Genomic DNA, 22,855 nt, shown 5'->3' on the forward strand with positions numbered 1-22,855 from the left:
TTGTCGCGCGCTCTAAGCGTCCGCTACACTCGCCGTTCCCCGACCCGTCGGTCGGGGCTGGCCGAGCGCAAGACACGGAGACGAACTCGATGAAACGGGCGTGGCGGTTCTGGGGATTCGGCGCGGCAGCCGCATGGGCGGCCGTCTCGCGCGCCGCGTTCGCAAACGCCGCGGTCGGCCCCGCCGTCTCCGCTACTGGCCCTGCCGCGTTGTTCGGCATTTCCGGGAAGAACGTGATCGTGCTGCCGCCGAAGGGGATCGGCGGGCGGGGGGCGAGCGGCGGCGTCGTCGCCGCGCCCGATTCGGCGAAGGCGGCGACGAATGCGCGCAAGCTCGCGAGCGAGGGCGAGGGCGATTCGCCGATCGGCGAAGGCGGTATGACGAATTCACTCCAGTTGACCGACGTCGCCGCGCGGTTGGCCGCGCCGATGATTTCGCCCGCGGCCGCCGCTTCCTATTTAGCGAAGGCGGAGACGAATGCGCGCAAGCTCGCGAGCGGGGGCAACGGCGATGCGCGGATTGGTTCGCTTCGCGTGGCGAACGCGCGCGTGACGACCGAGATCGCCGCGAATTCGCCGGCGCTCATGATTTCGCCAACGGCCGTCGCGTCGATCGTCGAGCCGCTCGGTGCGACGCGCGGCGAAATCTTCAACACGCCGCAACGCGAGCTGCGAGACGACACCCCGATCGCGAGCTCCATCGCGGAGCACGTGACGAAGCGCGGCGCGACGATGGTTGCGTTCGGCGCGCTTGTTGGTCGTGGTGATGCATCGAGGAGCGAGGGGCCGCTCGACGAGTCCGGCCGTGCCGCGGCCGTGAAACAGCGCGCGTTCGCCGCGATCGAGCGCTTCGCGCGCGACGATGCGCCGAGGGCGGGGGCGGGGCGCGGGCCGAAAGCGATGTCGAAGCCGTTCGGCGCGGCGCTGATCGCGGGCGCGGACATGCCGACAGCGCTGCCGCCGGACACGCGGAATGCGCGCGCCCACAGGGGCGCAATTCATCCGGCGTACGGCGTCGCAAACGACGATCTCCCGCGCGCGTGCGGCAGCGACTGCGAACGCACGCATCTGCACGTTGGCCGGCTTTTCTTCGCCGATCAACATCCCGATTCGAATTCAACCGCGCTGTCCGCGCTCGCATGCAAGCGCGCGGCAAACGCGTGCCGTGCCGGCACTGCGTCGACGTTCAGCGGTGACGCGCGCGACGCGGCGTTGCGCGTGCCGCGCGCGATTGCGATTGCGCGGGAACACGGCTCGCCTGGTACGCCGGTGTCTCGGCACATGCGGCACGCAGCGTGCGGGAGCGCGAAGGGAAGAACGTCGCCGTCGGCGAGTCGCGTGTTCGAGGCGAGCGCCACCGATGAGACCGGTTTCGGCTGACGCGCGAGCGTGACCGCCGAAATCGTCGACCGCCAGCGCGTGCCCGCGCGGAACCGAGCGCGCTGCATCGCGCGGCCGACGGCGTCGACGGCGGGCGAATGCGACCGCCTGTGTTTCTCGCGGCCGCTCGGCGTACGGCATCGGTCGGAGGATTGCAGCAATAGCGGACTGCAAGACAGCAGCAGAAGGGGCGTGCGATGCGCACGCACTGGGGAGCGCAACAAAACAAAACGCGCCCCGCGCCGATTCGCGGTTGCACGTGAAACCGGCCGCGGTGGCGTGCAGGTTCGATCGGCTTGTCGCGTCGCAATGGCGCGATCGATCGCATTTCGCGCAGCGTTTGGAGACACACAATGAAAATGAACCGATGGATCGAGGCCGCGCTTGCGGCCGGCTGCTTGTTGACCGCCGGGCTTGCATCGGCACAGGTGAAGATCGGCGTCACGGTGTCGGCGACGGGCGCCGCCGCGTCGCTCGGCATTCCCGAGAAGAACACGGTCGCGCTGTTGCCGACGGAAATCGGAGGCAAGCGCGTCGAGTACATCGTGCTCGACGACGCGTCGGACACGAGCCGCGCGGTGCAAAACGCGCGCAAGCTGATCGACGAGGATCACGTTGACGCGATCGTCGGCTCGTCGATCACGCCGAATGCGCTCGCGATGATCGATGTCGTCGCGCAAGGCAAGACGCCGACGATTTCGCTCGCGGCGAGCGCGCACATCATTGCGCCGATGGACGCGAAGCGCGCGTGGGTGTTCAAGACGCCGCAGAACGATCGCCTGATGGCCGACGCGCTCGCCGGCTACATGGCGAAGCACGGCGTGAAGACGGTCGGCTTCATCGGCTTTGCGGACGCATACGGCGCCGGCTGGTACGACGTGTTCAGCGCGGCCGCGGCGGCGAACGGGCTGAAGATCGTCGCGAACGAGCGCTATAACCGCACCGACGCGTCGGTGACGGGGCAGGTGCTGAAGACGCTCGGCGCGCGTCCGGACGCGGTGCTGATCGCGGGCGCCGGCACGCCCGCCGCGTTGCCCGCGAAGACGCTGAAGGAGCGCGGCTACACGGGCAAGGTCTATCAGACGCACGGCGTCGCGAACAACGATTTCCTGCGCGTGTGCGGCAAGGATTGCGACGGCGAGTTGCTGCCGGCGGGGCCCGTGCTCGTCGCCGGCCAGTTGCCCGATTCGAACCCGGCGAAGCAGCCGGCGCTCGCGTACAAGGCCGCGTATGAGAAGGCGTACGGCGCGGGCGCGGTATCGACGTTCGGCGGCCACGTGTGGGACGCCGGCCTGATGCTTCAGCGCGCGATTCCCGACGCGCTGAAGAAGGCGCAGCCCGGCACGCCGGCGTTCCGCGAGGCGCTGCGCGGCGCGCTCGAGAACGTCAAGGATCTGCCGGTATCGCATGGCGTGATCAATACGACGCCCGCGGATCACAACGGCTTCGACGCGCGTGCCCGCGTGATCGTGCAGATCGTCGGCGACAAGTGGAAGCTGCAGGCCGATTGAACGGCGGCTGATACGCGTGCGCCTCGTCTCGCGTTGCGTTGCGCACGCACCGCGCAGCGCGGCGCGGGACGGCACGCGTCGAGAGCGAAGGGCTTCGCCTTCCGCATGCGATGCATCACGCGGCGCGGCACGGTTTTCACTTCGCACCCATATCGGCGAGCGGCGCGTCTCGTCCTTTTGCCGGATGATGGGTGACGTCCGGCGCCGTCACAGCGCGCCGCTTCGCGACAGCGGCCGTCGCGCCGGCCGTACTTCCGTTTTTTCCGTCGACGCATTCTCAACCGAAGAAACCACATGGATTTCTCTATCGCGGCGATTCTTGCGCAGGACGGCATCACGACAGGGGCAATCTACGCGCTGCTGTCGCTCGCGCTCGTGCTCGTCTTTTCCGTCACGCGCGTGATCTTCATTCCCCAGGGCGAATTCGTCACGTACGGCGCGCTGACGCTTGCCGCGCTGCAGGCGCAGAAGTTTCCGGCAACCTGCTGGCTGCTGTTCTGCGCCGGCATCGCGTGCTTCATGCTCGAAGTAGGCGGGCTGATTCGGTATCGGGCGCGCCGTCATCAGCTCGCGCGTACGCTGGCGACGCTCGCGAGCCGCTACGTGCTGCTGCCGCTCGCGATCTACGCGGTGACGAGAAGCGCCGCCGCGCAGCCGCTGCCGATGATCGCACAGATCGCGCTCACGCTCGCGATCGTCGTGCCGCTCGGGCCGTTCATCTATCGGCTCGCGTATCAGCCGATCGCCGAAAGCACGACCCTGCTGCTGCTGATCGTGTCGGTCGCCGTGCATTTCGCGCTGGTCGGGCTCGGGCTCGTGATGTTCGGCGCGGAAGGCTCGCGCACGACCGCGTTCTCCGATGCGTCGCTCGCCGTCGGCAGCCTGTCGATTTCGATGCAGAGCGCTTGGGTGGCCGGTGCCGCGCTCGTGCTGATCGTCGCGCTTTATCTGTATTTCGAGCGCACGCTGCCCGGCAAGGCGCTGCGTGCGACGTCGGTGAACCGTCTCGGCGCGCAGCTCGTCGGCATCGGCACGACCGAGGCCGGGCGGCTCGCGTTCACGCTGGCGGCAGGGCTCGGTGCGTTGTCCGGCGTGCTCGTCGGGCCGCTGACGACGGTCTACTACGATTCCGGCTTCCTGATCGGCCTGAAGGGCTTCGTCGGCGCGATCGTCGGCGGGCTCGTCAGCTATCCGCTCGCGGCAGCGGGGGCGTTGTTCGTCGGCGTGCTCGAATCGTATTCGTCGTTTTGGGCGAGCGCCTACAAGGAAGTGATCGTTTTCACGTTGATCGTGCCGGTGCTGTTATGGCGCAGCCTTGCGGCGCCGCAAACCGAAGACGAGGAGGCGTGACGCGATGAAGGCGATCTTGCGCAACAAGGCGTTCTGGCTGTTTCTCGTCGTGCTGTTCGCGCTGCCGGTGCTGCCCGGCGCGGCGCGCGTGCCCGAGTATTGGATCACGCTGCTGAACTACATCGGGCTCTATGCGATCGTCGCGATCGGGCTCGTGCTGCTGACCGGCATCGGCGGGATGACGAGCTTCGGCCAGGCGGCGTTCGTCGGCATCGGCGCGTACGCGACTGCGTATCTGACGACGGCTTACGGCGCGTCGCCGTGGCTCGGGTTGATCGCGGGTATTGCGCTGACGGCGCTCGTCGCGCTCGTGCTGGGCGCCGTCACGATGCGCCTCTCAGGGCATTTTCTGCCGCTGGGAACGATCGCTTGGGGGCTCGCGCTGTTCTTCCTGTTCGGTAATCTCGATTGGCTCGGCAAATACGATGGGATCAACGGCATTCCGGCGCTTGCCGTGTTCGGGCAGGCGCTCGATACCGGCCGCAGCCTCTATTACCTGATCTGGATCGCCGTGCTCGCGGCGATCGTCACTGTTCAGAACCTGCTTAATAGCCGCCCGGGGCGTGCGATCCGTGCGTTGAGGGGCGGGGGCGTGATGGCCGAGGCGATGGGCGTGAACACCGGATGGATGCGCGTGGCGATCTTCGTTTATGCGGCGGTGCTCGCGTCGATTTCGGGTTTTCTGTATGCGCATCTGCAGCGTGCAGTGAACCCGACGCCGTTCGGGCTGAATCATGGGATCGAGTTCCTGTTCATGGCGGTGGTCGGCGGCGTCGCGCACGTGTGGGGCGCGGTGCTCGGCGCCGCGATCGTCACCGTGCTGCAGGACTATCTGCAGACGCTGCTGCCTAAGCTGCTCGGCGCGGAAGGCAACTTCGAGATCATCGTGTTCGGCGTGTTGATGGTCCTGCTGCTGCAGTACGCACGGCAGGGCGTTTGGCCTTTCGTCGCGAAGCTCTTTCCGCGCGAGCCGGCTGCCCGGGCTCCGGGCCATGCGGAGCCGCTGCCGCAGCGCGCGCGGCCGCGGGCAGGCGAGACGCTGCTCGCCGTCGACAACGTGCGTAAGCAGTTCGGTGGGCTCGTCGCGGTGAACGACGTGAGTTTCGACGTGCTGGCGGGGCAGATCGTCGGCCTGATCGGCCCGAATGGGGCGGGCAAGTCGACGACGTTCAATCTCGTGACGGGCGTGCTGCGGCCGACAAGCGGCGAGATCACGTTCCGCGGTGAGCGTATCGACCAACTTGTTTCACGTGAAATCGTGAAGCGAGGCATCGGTCGCACATTCCAGCACGTGAAATTGCTGCCTGGAATGACCGTACTGGAGAACGTTGCGATCGGCGCGCATCTGCGTGGCTCGACCGGCATCTGGCGCAGTATCGTCAGACTGAATGCGCAAGAGGAGGCGCGGCTGATGGCCGAGGCCGCGAACCAGATCCGGCGCGTCGGCCTCGAAGCGCACATGTACGACGAAGCGGGCAGCCTCGCGCTCGGCCAGCAGCGAATTCTCGAGGTTGCCCGCGCGTTGTGCAGCGATCCGACGCTCTTGCTGCTCGACGAGCCCGCAGCCGGCCTGCGCTACCAGGAAAAGCAGCGGCTGGCTGAACTATTGCGTAAGTTGAGGGCGGAAGGGATGAGCGTGCTGCTTGTCGAACACGATATGGATTTCGTGATGAACCTGACCGATCGGCTGGTCGTAATGGAATTCGGTGTCCGAATTGCCGAGGGGCTGCCGCAAGACGTACAGCAGGACCCCGCGGTGCTGGAAGCCTATCTCGGCGGAGTCGAATGATGGGCCAAATAACGCCGATTCTACAAGTGCGCGATCTGTCGGTGCGCTACGGCAAGGTCGAAGCATTGCATCGCGCGGTGCTAAACGTCGAAGCGGGGCAGATCGTCGCTGTGATCGGCCCGAACGGGGCGGGCAAGTCAACGCTGCTTAACGCGGTGATGGGCGCGTTGCCGACGACCGGCCACTCGGCCGGCGCGATCCGGTACCGCGGCGACGACGTGAATGCGTTGCCGGTCGAGCAGCGCGTCGCGCGCGGGATGTGCCTCGTGCCGGAAAAGCGAGAGCTGTTCGGCACGATGTCGGTCGAGGACAACCTCGTGCTCGGCGCATACCGGCTGAAGATGGCCGGTGACGCACACTTTCTCGACCAGCTCGAGCCGGTTTTCACGTTGTTTCCGAGGCTGAAGGAGCGGCGCAAGCAGACGGCGGGAACGCTGTCGGGCGGTGAGCGGCAAATGCTCGCGGTTGGACGCGCGCTGATGGGTAAGCCGGATCTGCTGATGCTCGACGAGCCGAGCCTCGGGCTCGCACCGCTGATCGTGAAGGAGATTTTTCATATCATCAGCGCGCTGCGTGGAACCGGCGTAGCGACGCTGCTGATCGAGCAGAATGCGCGCGCGGCCTTGCAGATCTCCGACTACGGCTATGTGCTCGAAACCGGTGAGATCGCGCTGGAAGGCCCGGCAGGCGAGCTTGCCCGGAATCCCAGGGTGATCGAAACCTACCTCGGGCTTGCGAAGAAGGCTGTGTAAGGGCCGCTTCGCGCGCTTCGATCGGCGGCGTGTTTCACGTGAAACACGCCGTTTTTTGTTGGTCGGCCGTTCGAACGAGATTCGGGCCAAAAGCGAACCCGCTATAATTCGGCCCATACATTTCTCTGATAGGTTCGTGCGCCGTCCTGCACGAAGTCCGCAATGCTTTATCCCACTGAATTTGACGTCATTGTCGTCGGCGGCGGTCACGCCGGCACGGAGGCCGCATTGGCTTCCGCTCGAATGGGCGCCAAGACACTCCTGCTAACGCACAACATCGAAACGCTTGGGCAGATGAGCTGCAACCCGTCGATTGGCGGGATTGGCAAAGGCCATCTGGTCAAGGAAGTCGACGCGCTTGGCGGTGCGATGGCGGGCGCCACAGATGAAGGCGGTATCCAGTTCCGTATCCTGAATTCATCGAAGGGGCCGGCGGTCCGCGCGACGCGCGCGCAGGCCGATCGCGTGCTGTACAAGCAGGCGATTCGGTGTCGTCTGGAGAATCAGCCGAATCTTTGGCTGTTCCAGCAGGCCGTCGACGACCTGATGGTGGAAGGGGACCGTGTGGTCGGTGCGGTCACGCAGGTTGGCGTTCGATTCCGGGCGCGCGCGGTGGTGCTGACGGCCGGAACGTTCCTGGACGGCAAGATTCACGTCGGGCTCAACAACTATACGGGCGGTCGCGCTGGCGATCCGGCTGCCGTGTCGCTGTCGGCGCGGTTGAAGGAGCTGAAGCTGCCTCAAGGGCGGCTGAAGACCGGAACGCCGCCGCGTATCGACGGCCGGACGATCGATTTCTCGAAACTCGAAGAACAGCCTGGCGACCTCGATCCGATTCCGGTGTTCTCGTTCCTCGGGCGAGCCGAGCAGCACCCACAACAGCTGCCGTGCTGGGTGACGCACACGAACGAGCGCACGCACGACATCATTCGCAGCGGTCTCGACCGTTCGCCAATGTATACAGGCGTTATCGAGGGCGTTGGGCCCCGCTATTGCCCGTCGATCGAAGATAAGATCCATCGCTTTGCATCGAAGGATTCGCACCAGATCTTCCTCGAACCGGAAGGGCTGACGACCAACGAGTTCTACCCGAACGGCATTTCGACCAGCCTTCCGTTCGATGTGCAGCTTGCGCTCGTGCATTCGATGCGCGGTCTCGAGCAGGCGCATATCCTGCGCCCGGGTTATGCGATCGAGTACGATTATTTTGATCCGCGCGCCCTGAAGTCGTCGCTGGAAACCAAGGCGATCAACGGCCTATTCTTTGCGGGTCAAATCAACGGCACGACCGGCTACGAAGAGGCGGCGGCGCAGGGGCTGCTTGCCGGCATCAATGCGGGCCGCTTTGCACAGGAAAAAGAGGTGTGGTGTCCGCGTCGCGACCAGGCCTATCTCGGCGTGCTCGTCGACGATTTGGTCACGCGGGGAGTTTCCGAACCATATCGGATGTTTACGAGCCGTGCCGAATACCGGTTGAGTCTCCGCGAAGACAACGCAGACATGCGGCTGACCGAAACCGGACGCGCGCTGGGTGTTGTCGATGACGTCCGGTGGGACGCATTCAACCGCAAGCGCGACGCTGTTTCACGTGAAACAGAACGGCTACGCACGACGTGGGTGACGCCGAAGACGCTACCGGCCGAAGAGGCGACTGCGCTGCTCGGTAAGCCGATCGATCACGAATACAGCCTGGCGGAGCTGTTGCGCCGTCCCGGCGTCAGCTATGAAGGCGTGTGTGGGCTTCGCGGCGGTGAATGCGGCCCGACCGAACCGCTGGCCGATGACGAAATTCTGCTTGCCCAGATCAGGGAGCAGATCGAGATCGGCATCAAGTATCAGGGCTACATCGAGCGCCAGGCCGGTGAAATCGAACGGAATGAGGCGAATGAGAACACGCGATTGCCTGACGGGATCGACTACAGCGAAGTGCGTGGCTTGTCGTTCGAAGTGGGCCAGAAGCTGAACCAGTTCCGTCCGGAAACGATCGGGCAGGCGTCGCGGATCTCGGGCGTGACGCCCGCTGCAATCTCGCTGCTGATGGTGCATTTGAAGAAGCGTGGGCTAGGCCGGCGAAAGGGCGCGGACGGCGCGCCGAACGCCGACGCAGAAACCAACAACGCCGCGACGCAACAATGACGGCACAACGTCGTCAAGCCCCGAATGCCAGCCGGGAAACGCTGGGAACGTTGCTGTCGGATGGTGCGCGAGCGCTGGGCGTCATATTGAGCGATGCGCAGCGCGATGCGCTGCTCGATTACGTCGCACTGCTCGCGAAATGGAACGCGGTCTACAACCTCACCGCGATCCGCGATCCGCGGCAGATGCTGATTCAACACATCCTCGATTCGCTGTCGATCGTCCCGCATCTCGGTGCGCGCGGCGCGGTGGCGACCGCGCTGGACGTCGGCTCCGGCGGCGGTCTGCCGGGCATCGTGCTCGCTATCGCGCTGCCCGGATGGCAGGTGACGTTGAACGACATCGTCCATAAGAAATCCGCATTCCAGACGCAGGCGAGGGCTGAACTGAAGCTCGGCAATCTGTCCGTCGTGACGGGACGTGTCGAAACGCTGCGTTCCGGCGCCGAAGTCCCAGGGAAATTCGATGTGATCGTATCGCGGGCATTCGCGGATCTGGCGGACTTCGTTACACTTTCCCGGCATCTCGTCGCGCCGGGCGGTTCGATTTGGGCGATGAAGGGCGTGCGTCCCGATGAAGAAATCGGCCGGCTACCGGCCGGTGCGCGTGTCAAACAGATGATCCGTCTAACGGTCCCGTCGCTCGACGCGGAGCGGCATTTGATCGAAGTCGAGCTCGACGAAGCAATTTAATCGGTGCGCCGCAGGCGCTCGGACCATTTGAAGAGAAGGAACATACCAACGATGGCAAAGATCTTCTGCGTGGCGAACCAGAAGGGCGGCGTCGGCAAGACGACGACGACGGTCAATCTCGCCGCGAGCCTTGCAGCGCAGGGGCAACGCGTGCTGCTGATCGATCTGGACCCGCAGGGGAATGCCACGATGGGCAGCGGTATCGACAAAGCGGGATGCGAGTCGACGGTCTATGAAGTGCTGGTTGACGGTGTTACGGTTGCGGACGCGCGCGTGCGTCCCGAAGCGGTGAAGTACGACGTGCTGCCGGCGAATCGCGAGCTCGCCGGCGCGGAAATCGAGCTGGTGAGCGTGGAAAATCGCGAGCGCCAGTTGAAGGCCGCGCTCGCGAAGGTCGCCGACGACTACGATTTCGTGCTGATCGATTGTCCGCCTGCGCTGTCGCTGCTGACGCTAAACGGGCTGTGCGCGGCGCACGGCGTCGTGATCCCGATGCAGTGCGAATACTTCGCGCTGGAGGGCTTGTCCGACCTCGTCAACACGATCAAGCAAGTGCATGCAAACCTGAATCGCGACCTTAAGGTGATCGGCCTGCTGCGCGTGATGTTCGATCCACGGATCACGCTGCAGCAGCAGGTGTCCGATCAGCTGAAGGCGCATTTTGGCGACAAGGTTTTCGACGCGGTGATTCCTCGCAATGTGCGCCTCGCGGAGGCGCCCAGCTACGGACTTCCCGGTGTGGTGTTCGACCGCGGCTCGCGTGGCGCGCAAGCCTATATCCAGTTCGGTGCGGAAATGATCGAGCGGGTGCGTGCGCTGTGAGCCAGCCTTCCAGACGAGAATCGAGGGAACAGAACATGAATGCGGTAGCGAAGAAGAAAGGTTTGGGGCGCGGCCTCGAAGCGCTGCTCGGCGGCAGCGCCGACATCACCGAAGCGGTGAAGATCGAAGGTGCGCCGAACGTGCTCGCGCTCGGCAAGCTGCAGGCGGGCAAATACCAGCCGCGTACCCGAATGGACGAGGGCAGCCTGCAAGAACTCGCGGCAAGCATCCGCGCGCAGGGCGTGATGCAGCCGATTCTCGTTCGCCCCGTTTCATCAGACAAATACGAGATCATCGCGGGCGAGCGGCGTTTCCGCGCGGCGCGCCTCGCCGGCCTCGAGGAAGTGCCGGTGCTCGTGAAGGACGTGTCCGACCAGGCCGCTGCCGCGATGGCGCTGATCGAGAACATCCAGCGCGAGGATCTGAATCCGCTCGAAGAGGCGCACGGCATCCAGCGTCTGCTCGACGAATTCGGATTCACGCACGAGCAGGCGGCGGAATCGGTTGGCCGCTCGCGCAGCGCGGTGTCGAACCTGCTGCGTCTTCTCAATCTCGCGACGCCCGTGCAGACGATGCTGCTTGCGGGCGATCTGGACATGGGGCACGCCCGCGCGCTGCTCGCCGTCGATGCCGCGACGCAGATCACGCTCGCGCATCAGGTCGTCAACAAGCGGATGTCGGTGCGGGAAACCGAGAAGCTCGTCACGCACACGACGAAGGCCGAGCCGGCGGTGAAGGCGCGCGCGAAGGACGACGGCGGTCGCGACACGCGGCGCCTCGAAGAAGAGCTGTCGGATTTGCTCGCATCGAACGTGAAGATCAAGGTCGGTCGCCGCGGACGGGGCCAGCTGACGATCGACTTCGGCGATCTCGACGCGCTCGAAGGCATTCTTGCGCGATTGCGCGGCAACGTCACCGCGTAACGCCGACGTGTCGAATTCGATCGGCCGCCGCGCGCTGGCGCGCATCGTCGCGTTCGTTCGGCACGAGCCGGTTCTGTCGATCCTCGTCGCGGCGCTGATCTCACTGCAGTTCGTTCGTCCGCAATCGGCGAGCGCGCTCGTGCAGCTCGTCGACTGGCAGACGGTTGCGACGCTCGCCGGCCTGTTGATGCTGACGAAGGCGCTCGAGCTGTCGGGCTTCCTGATGTGGCTCGCGCATCGGATCGTTCATCGCGTGCGCTCGGAGCGCGCGCTTGCCGCGCTGCTCGTCGTGTTCGCCGCGGCGTTGTCGGTGTGGCTCACGAACGACGTCGCGCTGTTCGTCGTGATTCCGCTCGTATTGTCGCTGCGCGAGCTGACGCCGCTGCCGTTCAAGCGCCTCGTGATCTACATCGCGCTTGCCGTGAACGCAGGCGCGATCGCGACGCCGCTCGGCAATCCGCAAAACCTCTTTCTATGGCAGTTGAGCGGCGTCTCGTTCGGCCGCTTCGTGATCGCGCTTGGGCCGCTCGCGCTCGTGTTGATGGCGCTGCTGCTCGCGATGACAGCATGCGCGTTCGACGGCCGTCCGCTCGATTTGTCGAAGGACCGCGCCGAACGGCCGGTCGATCGCACTCACGCGTTCGCGGCCGTTGCGATGTTCGCGGGCTTCGTGCTGCTTGCCGACGCGCACCGTGCGCCTGTCGGCCTTTGCGCGGTCGCCGCGATTTTTCTGGTCGTGCGGCGCGATGCCGTGCTGAAGATCGACTGGCTGTTGCTGCTGATCTTCGTGCTGATGTTCGTCGTGTTGCGTAGTGCGGCCTCGCTGCCGGCGGTCCATCGGACGATCGCCGGCATCGGTCTCGACACGCCGCTGCGCGCATACGCGGCGGGCGCGTTGCTCTCGCAAGGCATCAGCAACGTGCCGGCTGCGATCCTGCTGTCCGAGTTCACGCGCGACTGGCGCGCGCTCGCGTTTGGCGTGAGTGTCGGCGGCTTCGGCATCGCGATCGGCTCGCTCGCCAATCTGATCGCGATCCGGCTATCGCGCGCGCGCGGGATGTGGCTGCCGTTCCATCTCGTGAGCATCCCGTTCGGCATTGCGAGCGCCATGCTCGGCGTGCTGATGCTGCATCATTTTTGAGCAGCCGCACGCCCCGGAAAGGGGCGGGGGAGGGGGGCGTCGCGCGGCGCGCGACCAATGAAAAACACACGCCTTCCAACTGCCGCCGCACGCCAAAAATTCACGAACTTTTCGCATCATGAAGCGCCGTTTCATACGGATTTTTGTCGCGTCTAAAGCCTTGAATCACCTGCAACTATCGCTTACAATCGCCCGGATTTGTTAGTTAGGCACCCCTGAAAGCTTTCGGAAAGCTTTAGGGCCGAACAGGGATTGAGCGGACAACTGCGATGGCGGATCGAGCGCCGGGTAAATGGCACGAAGATCGGCGAGCGCAACGCACCGTTTCGGGGGCCGTCGAGCGGCGCGAATCCGCCGCGGACGACTGGGATGCCGAGCAGCAAGAAAATGATGTCGTTCCGCTCACGCGGGCCGAGGCGCAAGCGCTGTTCGGTCCCGAAGTGAGCCGGCCATCGCGCGTCACGCCTTACCGGGTGGTGATCGCGCAAATGGTCTTGTCCCTGGTTGCAACGCTGGCGTGGTGGCTGTTTTCGAAGTCGCCGGGCGCCGCTGCGCAATCGGCATTTCTGGGCGGAGCGATCGGCTGGGTGCCGAGTGCGTTGTTCGCGGCGCGTCTGAAGCAAAAAGGCGCAGATACCGTGATGGGTTGGGTGATCGGCGAAGTACTCAAGATGGGCGCGACGATTGCGATGTTCGTTGCTGTCGCCTGGGGGTACCCCGACGCGCATTGGGTGCCGCTGCTCGTCACGTATCTGCTGGTGCTGAAGACGTACTGGATTGCGCTCGCCTGGCGATAAGGCATCAAGTGCCGCGCGTGGATTCGACAGTTCTCGCGTGGGCCCGTTCCCGCAATGCGCTATTGCGGCGAAGCGGATAACCGATTTTCGACAATTTGGGTGACATCAACGATTATGGCAGCTAGCGAAGGAACGCGTGCTCTGGACCCGTCCGAGTACATTGCGCACCACCTGCAAAACCTTTCCACCGCGCATCAGACGTCGATCTTCGATATCCACGTCTGGAATCTCGACACGCTGTTCTGGTCGATCGTCTGCGGCCTCGTCACCATCCTCATCCTGCGCCTGGCCGCGCGCAAGGCGACGCCGGGCGTGCCGGGGCGCTTCCAGTGCCTGATCGAAATGATCGTCGAAATGGTCGAAGACCAGTCGAAGGCGGTCGTTCACGGCAATCGTACCTTTATCGCGCCGCTCGCGCTGACCGTGTTCGTCTGGGTCGCGCTGATGAACTCGCTCGACTTCCTCCCCGTCGACCTGCCGGGCCGCGTGATCGGCTTGCTGGGCCTGTCGCAAGTCATTTCGCATCATCGCATCGTGCCGACGGCCGACCTGAACGGCACGCTCGGCATCGCGCTCGGCGTGTTCGTGCTGATGATCTACTACAGCCTCAAGATCAAGGGCCCGGGCGGTTTCGCGCACGAGCTCCTGTCGGCCCCGTTCGGTGCGCATCCGCTGCTGTGGATTCCGAACCTTGCGTTGAACATCGTCGAATATGTCGCGAAGACCGTGTCGCTCGGCATGCGGCTGTTCGGCAACATGTACGCGGGTGAGTTGCTGTTCCTGCTGATCGCCCTCCTCGGCAGCATGTGGGGCTTCGGTGCGGACGCAACGATACTCGGCTTCATCGGTCATGTCCTCGCAGGCAGTATCTGGGCGATCTTCCACATTCTGATTGTTCTGCTGCAAGCGTTCATTTTCATGATGCTGACGCTGGTGTATCTCGGTCAGGCGCACGAGTCGCACTAAGCGTGCCGGACAATCAAGCAGGTTTGTTTTCAGTTTTTTAATTCCAGTTCCAAGTCTTTTCTCAAAGGAGTGATCATGCAAGCTTTCATCGCCAACATCCAAGGTCTGACCGCTATCGGTATCGGTATCATCATCGGCCTGGGTGCAATCGGCGCCTGTATCGGTATCGGCCTGATGGGCGGCAAGTACATCGAAGCTTGCGCACGTCAGCCGGAACTGATCAACCCGCTGCAAACGAAGATGTTCCTGCTGGCTGGTCTGATCGATGCGGCGTTCCTGATTGGCGTGGGTGTGGCCATGCTGTTTGCATTCGCGAACCCGCTCCTGTCGAAGCTCGCGGGCTAAGGGTTCCTCGGAAATACCAATGCGCCAGGCTTGCCGGCGCAGGGCGGAACGGAAAGTGAGCGCGACTCGAAAGCTTTTTTCGGTGCGCTCCTCGTCGTTTCATTTTTCCGGAATAGCAGATTAAGGAAACACCGTGAATCTCAACGCAACCCTGTTTGCGCAAATGGTCGTGTTCCTGGTCCTCGCGTGGTTCACGATGAAGTTCGTGTGGCCGCCGTTGATCAACGCCCTCGACGAGCGCTCGAAGAAAATTGCCGATGGCCTCTCGGCTGCGGAAAAGGGGCAGGCGGAACTCGCAGCGGCGCACAAGCGCGTCGACCAGGAACTCGCGCAGGCCCGTAACGACGGCCAGCAGCGCATCGCCGAAGCCGAAAAGCGCGCGCAGGCTGTCGCCGAAGAAATCAAGGCGAACGCCCAGGCCGAAGCGGCCCGCATCATCGCTCAGGCGAAGGCGGATGCCGATCAGCAAATCGTGAAGGCCCGTGAAACGCTGCGCGGCGAAGTCGCCTCGCTGGCCGTGAAGGGCGCCGAGCAGATCCTGAAGCGCGAAGTCGATCATGCGGCCCACGCCGAACTGCTGAATCAACTGAAAGCCGAGCTCTGATCATGGCCGAACTTGCAACCATCGCCCGCCCTTACGCAGAAGCGCTGTTCCGCGTGGCCGAGGGTGGTGACATCGCCGCCTGGTCCACGCTCGTGCAAGAGCTGGCTCAGGTTGCGCACCTGCCCGAAGTGCTGTCCGTCGCGTCGAGTCCGAAGGTGAGCCGCGCGCAAGTCAGCGAGCTGCTGCTCGCCGCGGTGAAGGCGCCGCTCGCGACCACTGCGGAAGCGAAGAACTTCGTGGGGATGCTGGTCGAAAATCATCGTATCGCGCTGTTGCCGGAAATCTCCGCGCAGTTCGACGAGCTGAAGAATGCGCGCGAAGGCGCGGCGGATGCGCTGATCGTCAGCGCGTTCCCGCTGGAAGGCGCGCAGCTCACCGAACTCGTCGAAAACCTCGAGCGCAGGTTCAAGCGCAAGCTGAAGCCGACGGTCGAAATCGATTCGTCGCTGATCGGCGGCGTGCGCGTGACGGTTGGCGACGAAGTGCTCGATACCTCGGTCCGCGCGCGGCTCGCCGGCATGCAGGTGGCTTTGACCGCCTGAGCGCCTACGCAGCCGGCACGCAACAGAATTGAATATCAGGAGCGAATAATGCAACTCAATCCCTCTGAGATCAGCGAGCTGATCAAGAGCCGGATCCAGGGCCTTGAAGCGAGCGCAGACGTTCGCAACCAGGGCACCGTGATTTCCGTGACCGACGGTATCGTGCGCATCCACGGTTTGTCCGACGTGATGCAGGGCGAAATGCTCGAATTCCCGGGCAACACGTTCGGCCTCGCGCTGAACCTCGAGCGCGACTCGGTCGGCGCGGTGATTCTCGGCGAATACGAACACATTTCCGAAGGCGACATCGTCAAGACGACGGGCCGCATTCTGGAAGTCCCGGTTGGTCCGGAGCTCGTCGGCCGTGTGGTCGACGCGCTCGGCAACCCGATCGACGGCAAGGGCCCGGTCAACGCGAAGCTGACCGACGCGATCGAGAAGATCGCCCCGGGCGTGATCTGGCGTAAGTCGGTGTCGCAGCCGGTGCAGACGGGCCTGAAGTCGATCGACTCGATGGTGCCGATCGGCCGCGGCCAGCGCGAGCTGATCATCGGCGACCGTCAGTGCGGCAAGACCGCGGTGGCGATCGACACGATCATCAACCAGAAGGGCAAGGATCTCATCTGTATCTACGTCGCGATCGGCCAGAAGGCTTCGTCGATCATGAACGTGGTGCGCAAGCTCGAAGAAACCGGCGCGCTCGAATACACGATCGTCGTCGCCGCTTCGGCTTCGGAATCGGCCGCGATGCAATACCTCGCGCCGTACGCCGGCTGCACGATGGGCGAATACTTCCGCGATCGCGGCCAGGACGCCCTCATCATTTACGACGACTTGACCAAGCAGGCTTGGGCGTATCGTCAGATCTCGCTGCTGCTGCGCCGCCCGCCGGGCCGTGAAGCGTACCCGGGCGACGTGTTCTATCTGCACTCGCGTCTGCTCGAGCGCGCGGCTCGCGTGTCGGAAGAGTACGTCGAGAAGTTCACGAACGGCGAAGTGAAGGGCAAGAGCGGTTCGCTGACGGCACTCCCCGTCATCGAGACGCAAGCGGGCGACGTGACCGCATTCGTTCCGACGAACGTGATTTCGATCACCGACGGCCAGATCTTCCTCGAAACCGACCTGTTCAACGCGGGCATCCGTCCGGCGATCAATGCGGGCGTGTCGGTGTCGCGCGTCGGTGGCGCCGCTCAGACGAAGGTCGTGAAGAAGCTCTCCGGCGGTATCCGTACCGACCTCGCGCAGTACCGTGAACTGGCCGCGTTCGCGCAGTTCGCGTCGGATCTCGACGAAGCGACCCGCAAGCAGCTCGAGCGCGGCCGCCGCGTGACGGAACTGCTGAAGCAGCCGCAGTACCAGCCGCTGCAGGTGTGGGAGCTGGCCGTGTCGCTGTTCGCGGCGAACAACGGCTACCTCGACGATCTGGACGTCAAGGACGTCCTGCCGTTCGAAAAAGGCCTGCGCGAATATCTGAAGACGAGCCACGCTGACCTCATCAAGCGTATCGAAGACACGAAAGACTTGTCGAAGGACGACGAGAGCGCGCTGCACGCCGCTCTGAAGGACTTCAAGAAGTCGGGTGCCTATTGATCCGCGAGGGACGCCTTGAAGTGGTGCGGGTTGCGTAAAGCGCTCGCCCCGCTTCGGTCAAGGAGCAAGCAATGGCTGGAATGAAGGAAATTCGCGGCAAGATCAAGAGCGTGCAGAACACGCGCAAGATCACGAAGGCGATGGAGATGGTGGCGGCATCGAAGATGCGCCGCGCTCAGGAACGCATGCGTGCTGCTCGCCCGTATGCCGACAAGGTCCGCGCCATCGCCGCGCACATGAGCCGTTCGACCCCGGAGTACCGCCACCCGTTCATGGTGGCGAACGACGGCGCGAAGACCGCGGGCATCATCCTCGTCACGACCGACAAGGGTCTGTGCGGCGGTCTGAACACGAACGTGCTGCGTGCGTCGATTCAGAAGTTCAAGGAGCTCGACGACAAGGGCCAGAAGCTCGAAGCCACCGCGATCGGTAGCAAGGGCCTCGGCTTTCTGAACCGTTTCGGCGCCAAGGTGATCTCGCAAGTCGTGCATCTCGGCGATACGCCGCACCTCGACAAGCTGATCGGCGCGGTGAAGGTGCAGCTCGATCTCTATTCGGAAGGCAAGCTGTCGGCCGTTTATCTCGCGTACACGCGCTTCATCAACACGATGAAGCAGGAAGCGGTGATCGAGCAATTGCTGCCGCTGTCGACCGAACATTTCGACAGCAGCGACGGCATGCCCGCCTCGTCGTGGGATTACATCTACGAACCGGATGCGCAGGCGGTGGTCGACGAGCTGCTCGTGCGTTACGTCGAAGCGCTGGTGTACCAGGCCGTCGCGGAAAACATGGCGTCGGAGCAATCGGCGCGGATGGTCGCGATGAAGGCCGCTTCGGATAATGCGAAGACGGTGATCAGCGAGCTCCAACTGTCGTACAACAAGAGCCGTCAGGCAGCGATCACGAAGGAACTGTCGGAGATCGTCGGCGGCGCCGCCGCGGTGTAACGCGGAACGCGCGACGCCTGCTGCGGCTCGAAACTGCGCCTTTGCGCGAGTAAAGAATCAGGTATTTAAAGGAAAAGCGATGAGTACTGCTGCTTTGGTAGAAGGCAAGATCGTACAGTGCATCGGCGCCGTTATCGACGTGGAATTCCCGCGCGAGAGCATGCCGAAGATCTACGACGCGCTCATTCTCGACGGCTCGGAACTGACGCTCGAAGTCCAGCAGCAACTGGGCGACGGCGTGGTCCGCACCATCTGTCTGGGCGCATCCGACGGCCTGCGCCGCGGCCTGGTCGTGAAGAACACGAACCAGCCGATCTCGGTGCCGGTCGGCAAGCCGACCCTCGGCCGGATCATGGACGTGCTCGGCCGTCCGATCGACGAGGCCGGCCCGATCGTGAGCGAACACAAGCGCTCGATCCACCAGAAGGCGCCGGCGTTCGACGAACTGTCGCCGTCGACCGAGTTGCTCGAAACGGGCATCAAGGTCATCGACCTGATCTGCCCGTTCGCCAAGGGCGGCAAGGTCGGTCTGTTCGGCGGTGCGGGCGTGGGCAAGACCGTCAACATGATGGAGCTCATCAACAACATCGCGAAGGAGCACGGCGGCTACTCCGTGTTCGCGGGCGTGGGCGAGCGTACCCGTGAAGGGAACGACTTCTACCACGAAATGAAGGACTCGAACGTTCTCGACAAGGTCGCGCTGGTGTACGGCCAGATGAACGAGCCGCCGGGCAACCGTCTGCGCGTCGCGCTGACCGGCCTGACGATGGCCGAGCACTTCCGTGACGAAGGCCTCGACGTGCTGTTCTTCGTCGACAACATCTACCGTTTCACGCTGGCCGGCACCGAAGTGTCGGCACTGCTCGGCCGTATGCCGTCGGCGGTGGGCTATCAGCCGACGCTGGCTGAAGAAATGGGCAAGCTGCAAGAGCGCATCACGTCGACCAAGAAGGGCTCGATCACGTCGGTTCAGGCCGTGTACGTCCCTGCGGATGACTTGACCGACCCGTCGCCGGCCACCACCTTCGGCCACTTGGACGCAACCGTCGTTCTGTCGCGTGACATCGCCTCGCTGGGTATCTACCCGGCGGTCGACCCGCTCGATTCGACGTCGCGCCAGATCGACCCGAACGTGATCGGCGAAGAGCACTACACGATCACGCGCCGCGTTCAGCAGACGCTGCAGCGCTACAAGGAACTGCGCGACATCATCGCGATTCTGGGCATGGACGAACTGTCGCCGGAAGACAAGCTGTCGGTCGCGCGCGCGCGTAAGATCCAGCGTTTCCTGTCGCAGCCGTTCCACGTCGCTGAAGTGTTCACGGGCTCGCCTGGCAAGTACGTGCCGCTGAAGGAAACGATCCGCGGTTTCAAGATGATCGTCGACGGCGAGTGCGACCACCTGCCGGAACAGGCGTTCTACATGGTCGGCACGATCGACGAAGCCTTCGAGAAGGCCAAGAAGATCCAGTAAAGGTCGGGTGTAACGCAGCGGGCGCCTCGCGTGCGCGAACGCTATCCGTTCGGTGGCGTATCGCGGGCGGGCGCCCATGTAATACGCTCAACCGTGCCCCTTGCATGGGATCGGAGCAAGCGCTGAAGCGCTCACTCCGATCGACCGTCGCGGGGCAAGAGTAAGCGCTGAAGCGCTCACTCTTGCCAACCGCGGCATGGGACGGGAGTAAGCGCTAAAGCGCTAACTCCCGTCGACAGGAGTCGATATGGCAACCATCAAAGTAGACGTCGTCAGCGCGGAAGAGCAGATCTTCTCGGGCCAGGCGAAGTTCGTCGCGCTGCCGGGCGAAGCGGGCGAGCTGGGCATTCTGCCGGGCCACACGCCGCTCATCACGCGGATTCGTCCGGGTGCGGTGCGCATCGAGGCCGAGAGCGGCGACGAGGAGTTCGTGTTTGTCGCGGGCGGCATTCTCGAAGTGCAGCCGGGCGCCGTGACGGTGCTCGCCGACACCGCGATTCGCGGCAAGGATCTCGACGCGGCGAAGGCCGAGGACGCGAGAAAGCGCGCGGAGGAAACGCTGCAGAACGCGAAGTCGGACATCGATCTCGCGAAGGCGCAGTCGGAACTTGCGACCGCGATGGCGCAGCTCGAAGCGATCCAGCGTCTCGCGAAGATCCGCGGCAAGCACTGAAAGAAGCGATCGCGCGTTCGGTTCGCGTTTTGCATCGAAAAGGCAGCCTTCGGGCTGCTTTTTCGTTTTCCGGCGCACCGCGCGTTGCGGGTAACACTTGATGTCAGAGTGTCGTAAGCGGATGGCAGAATAATTTACAGAAGCACATCCAAAACGACGAAACGTTCCTGGAACGTTTCAATGGCGGAGACACTCTCATGGCAGCAGATTCAGGCGTCGGCGCGCTGATTGCGCCGCAGGGCGGGCTTTCGTACGTGCGCGGCTCGACGGAGGTTCCGTTGAGCGACGCAACGATCGGGCGGTTTCTGCGCGACACGGTCGCGCGCTTTCCCGAACGGCCCGCGGTCGTGTTCCGCGAGCAGGGCGTGCGCTGGACGTGGCGCGAGTTCGCGCACGAAGTCGACGTGCTCGCGGCCGCGCTGATCGAGCTCGGCATCGAACGGGGCGAGCGCGTCGGCATCTGGTCGCCGAACCGCGCCGAATGGCTGCTCACGCAATTCGCGACCGCGCGCGTCGGCGCGGTGCTCGTCAACGTCAATCCCGCCTATCGGCTCGCCGAGCTCGAATACGCGCTGAACAAGGTCGGCTGCAAGCTGTTGATCGCGGCGGAGCGCTTCAAGACGTCCGCCTACACCAAGATGATCGCCGAGATCGCGCCGGAGCTCGCGACGCACGCGAGCGGCGCGCTGCACGCGGCGCGCGTGCCGAGCCTGCGCACGGTCGTCACGCTGAGCGACGCCGCGCCGGCGGGCATGCTGAGCTTCGCCGACGTGCTCGCGCGCGGCCGGGCCGCGCTCGATCACGCGAGGCTCGATGCGATCGGCGCGACGCTCGATTGCCGCGATCCGATCAACATCCAGTTCACGAGCGGCACGACGGGCAGCCCGAAGGGCGCGACGCTCACGCATCGCAACGTCGTCAACAACGCGCGCTCGATCGCGAGCGTGATGCGGCTTACCGAGGCCGACGCGATGTGCATTCCGGTGCCGCTCTATCACTGCTTCGGGATGGTGCTCTCGGTGCTCGCATGCGTGTCGGTGGGCGCGAAGATGGTGTTTCCCGGCGAGGCGTTCGAGCCGGGCGCGACGCTCGCCGCGGTGTCCGGCGAGCGCTGCACCGCGCTGCAGGGCGTGCCGACGATGTTCATCGCCGAGCTCGATCATCCCGACTTCGATCGCTTCGATCTGAGCGCGCTGCGCACGGGCATCATGGCGGGCTCGCCGTGCCCGATCGAGACGATGAAGCGCGTCGTTGCGAAGATGCACATGTCCGAGGTGACGATCGCTTACGGGATGACGGAGACGAGCCCCGTGTCGTTCCAGAGCTCGACCACCGACTCGCTCGAAAAGCGCACGACGACGGTCGGGCGCATTCAGCCGCATCTGGAGGCGAAGATCGTCGACGCGACGGGCGCGATCGTGCCCGTCGGCGAGACGGGCGAGCTGTGCACGCGCGGCTATTCGGTGATGCTCGGCTACTGGGACGACGAAGCGCGAACGCGCGAGGCCGTCGTCGACGGCTGGATGCGCACGGGCGACCTCGCGACGCTCGACGAAGAGGGCTTCTGCAACATCGTCGGGCGCCTGAAGGACATGTTGATTCGCGGCGGCGAGAACATCTATCCGCGCGAGATCGAGGAGTTTCTGTTTCGGCATCCGAAGATTCAGAGCGTGCAGGTGTTCGGCGTTCCCGATGCGAAATATGGCGAGGAAGTGTGCGCGTGGATCGTGCTGCGCGCGGGCGAGACGATGACGGAGGACGAGCTGCGCGAGTTCTGCCGCGATCAGATCGCGCATTACAAGGTGCCGCGCTTCGTGCGCTTCGTCGACGAACTGCCGATGACCGTGACCGGCAAGGTTCAGAAATTCGTGATGCGCGAACGGATGATCGACGAACTGGGATTGACCGTGCAGAAGACGGCGTGATGCTTTTCGATGGACGAAAAAAAGCGGGCTGATGAGCCCGCTAAAAACCACACGCTACGGGGTTAGCGCGAGGAGACCAAAGATGGAGTGCATCGGCGTGGGCCGACAACGACTCCAACAAGGATGCCCCTGAGAAGGGATTCGGTACGAGACCGACGGGCTCGTTTATTCGTGCTTGTGTCCGCTCACACGCCGCACACGAGAGACCGCATCCGTGTTGAAACCGTGAGAGGCATTTTGGGCGAATTGACCAAGCATCGCGGTAACAAAGTGTTTCAGGTTGTAACCCCCGTCAGATAAGGCTTTGCGGGATTTTTTACTGTTTTGAAAGGGGGTAGAAAGTCATTTTTACCGTCTCAAAATATGGCATTTTCCGGGCCGGCCAGGCCCCTTTTACGATGGGCTAGGCTTGATTGCTCCGATTTTCGGGCACGATCAAACATGCATTGAAATGACGGCGATATCGACTGACGAAGTACTGAGAAAGATTTTGAAAC

20 protein-coding genes and 1 pseudogene are annotated in these 22,855 nt (G+C 63.9%); all 21 read left to right on the top strand.

Annotation, left to right across the window (positions count from 1 at the left end):
- The first annotated feature begins 89 nt into the window (after nt 1–89).
- The 21 genes and pseudogenes from WS91_RS22190 to WS91_RS38015 all read left to right on the top strand — a co-directional run bounded on the left by WS91_RS22190 (nt 90) and on the right by WS91_RS38015 (nt 22,587).
- Nucleotides 90–1,379: a branched-chain amino acid ABC transporter substrate-binding protein gene (locus WS91_RS22190; protein ID WP_156432437.1), complete on the top strand. Its 1,290-nt coding sequence runs from the start codon at nt 90–92 to the stop codon at nt 1,377–1,379.
- Nucleotides 1,380–1,732: 353 nt separating this feature from the next.
- Nucleotides 1,733–2,890, top strand: coding sequence for an ABC transporter substrate-binding protein (locus WS91_RS22195; RefSeq protein WP_038750135.1), 1,158 nt, complete (start codon nt 1,733–1,735; stop codon nt 2,888–2,890).
- 294 nt (nt 2,891–3,184) lie between these two features.
- Nucleotides 3,185–4,240, top strand: a complete 1,056-nt coding sequence (locus WS91_RS22200; RefSeq protein WP_038750138.1) for a branched-chain amino acid ABC transporter permease — start codon at nt 3,185–3,187, stop codon at nt 4,238–4,240.
- 4 nt (nt 4,241–4,244) lie between these two features.
- Nucleotides 4,245–6,029, top strand: a complete 1,785-nt coding sequence (locus WS91_RS22205; RefSeq protein ID WP_059577941.1) for a branched-chain amino acid ABC transporter ATP-binding protein/permease — start codon at nt 4,245–4,247, stop codon at nt 6,027–6,029.
- A complete protein-coding gene (locus WS91_RS22210) occupies nt 6,026–6,781 on the top strand; it encodes an ABC transporter ATP-binding protein (RefSeq protein WP_059577946.1) in 756 nt (251 codons plus the stop codon). The genes WS91_RS22205 and WS91_RS22210 overlap by 4 nt, the downstream gene beginning before the upstream one ends.
- Before the next feature lie 162 nt (nt 6,782–6,943).
- On the top strand, nt 6,944–8,917 hold the full coding sequence (mnmG, locus tag WS91_RS22215) for a tRNA uridine-5-carboxymethylaminomethyl(34) synthesis enzyme MnmG (RefSeq protein WP_059671031.1): 1,974 nt from the start codon (nt 6,944–6,946) through the stop codon (nt 8,915–8,917).
- On the top strand, nt 8,914–9,609 hold the full coding sequence (gene rsmG, locus WS91_RS22220; RefSeq protein WP_052145114.1) for a 16S rRNA (guanine(527)-N(7))-methyltransferase RsmG: 696 nt from the start codon (nt 8,914–8,916) through the stop codon (nt 9,607–9,609). The genes mnmG and rsmG overlap by 4 nt, the downstream gene beginning before the upstream one ends.
- 69 nt (nt 9,610–9,678) lie before the next feature.
- Entirely contained in the window at nt 9,679–10,431 is a 753-nt protein-coding gene (locus WS91_RS22225) for a ParA family protein (RefSeq protein ID WP_231752069.1), read from the top strand.
- Nucleotides 10,432–10,466: 35 nt separating this feature from the next.
- On the top strand, nt 10,467–11,354 hold the full coding sequence (locus WS91_RS22230) for a ParB/RepB/Spo0J family partition protein (protein WP_059671033.1): 888 nt from the start codon (nt 10,467–10,469) through the stop codon (nt 11,352–11,354).
- Nucleotides 11,355–11,361: 7 nt separating this feature from the next.
- Entirely contained in the window at nt 11,362–12,495 is a 1,134-nt protein-coding gene (locus WS91_RS22235) for an SLC13 family permease (RefSeq protein WP_038750255.1), read from the top strand.
- Nucleotides 12,496–12,764: 269 nt separating this feature from the next.
- Nucleotides 12,765–13,292, top strand: coding sequence for an ATP synthase subunit I (locus WS91_RS22240; protein WP_038750150.1), 528 nt, complete (start codon nt 12,765–12,767; stop codon nt 13,290–13,292).
- A gap of 114 nt (nt 13,293–13,406) precedes the next feature.
- On the top strand, nt 13,407–14,258 hold the full coding sequence (atpB, locus tag WS91_RS22245) for a F0F1 ATP synthase subunit A (RefSeq protein WP_038750153.1): 852 nt from the start codon (nt 13,407–13,409) through the stop codon (nt 14,256–14,258).
- Nucleotides 14,259–14,333: 75 nt separating this feature from the next.
- Nucleotides 14,334–14,603 carry a F0F1 ATP synthase subunit C gene (gene atpE, locus WS91_RS22250; RefSeq protein WP_025990054.1) on the top strand — a complete coding sequence of 90 codons (270 nt, stop codon included), beginning with the start codon at nt 14,334–14,336 and terminating at the stop codon, nt 14,601–14,603.
- 133 nt (nt 14,604–14,736) lie between these two features.
- Nucleotides 14,737–15,207, top strand: coding sequence for a F0F1 ATP synthase subunit B (locus tag WS91_RS22255; protein WP_038750156.1), 471 nt, complete (start codon nt 14,737–14,739; stop codon nt 15,205–15,207).
- A 2-nt stretch (nt 15,208–15,209) separates the two neighbouring features.
- The gene (locus tag WS91_RS22260) at nt 15,210–15,749 is read left to right on the top strand and encodes a F0F1 ATP synthase subunit delta (RefSeq protein WP_038750159.1); all 540 of its coding nucleotides are present in this window, start codon (nt 15,210–15,212) and stop codon (nt 15,747–15,749) included.
- Nucleotides 15,750–15,797: 48 nt separating this feature from the next.
- Entirely contained in the window at nt 15,798–17,339 is a 1,542-nt protein-coding gene (atpA, locus tag WS91_RS22265; RefSeq protein WP_038750161.1) for a F0F1 ATP synthase subunit alpha, read from the top strand.
- A gap of 71 nt (nt 17,340–17,410) precedes the next feature.
- On the top strand, nt 17,411–18,286 hold the full coding sequence (gene atpG / locus WS91_RS22270) for a F0F1 ATP synthase subunit gamma (protein ID WP_038750164.1): 876 nt from the start codon (nt 17,411–17,413) through the stop codon (nt 18,284–18,286).
- 79 nt (nt 18,287–18,365) lie between these two features.
- Nucleotides 18,366–19,760, top strand: a complete 1,395-nt coding sequence (gene atpD, locus WS91_RS22275; RefSeq protein ID WP_038750167.1) for a F0F1 ATP synthase subunit beta — start codon at nt 18,366–18,368, stop codon at nt 19,758–19,760.
- A gap of 247 nt (nt 19,761–20,007) precedes the next feature.
- Nucleotides 20,008–20,433: a F0F1 ATP synthase subunit epsilon gene (locus WS91_RS22280; RefSeq protein WP_038750170.1), complete on the top strand. Its 426-nt coding sequence runs from the start codon at nt 20,008–20,010 to the stop codon at nt 20,431–20,433.
- Nucleotides 20,434–20,630: 197 nt separating this feature from the next.
- Complete coding sequence (locus WS91_RS22285) at nt 20,631–22,358, top strand: AMP-binding protein (RefSeq protein WP_059671034.1); 1,728 nt, start codon at nt 20,631–20,633, stop codon at nt 22,356–22,358.
- A gap of 31 nt (nt 22,359–22,389) precedes the next feature.
- A pseudogene (locus tag WS91_RS38015) lies at nt 22,390–22,587 on the top strand (hypothetical protein).
- Nucleotides 22,588–22,855: the final 268 nt, after the last annotated feature.

The sequence above is a fragment of the Burkholderia sp. MSMB1498 genome (genome assembly GCF_001526245.1).
GTDB classification, from domain to species: Bacteria; Pseudomonadota; Gammaproteobacteria; order Burkholderiales; family Burkholderiaceae; genus Burkholderia; species Burkholderia savannae.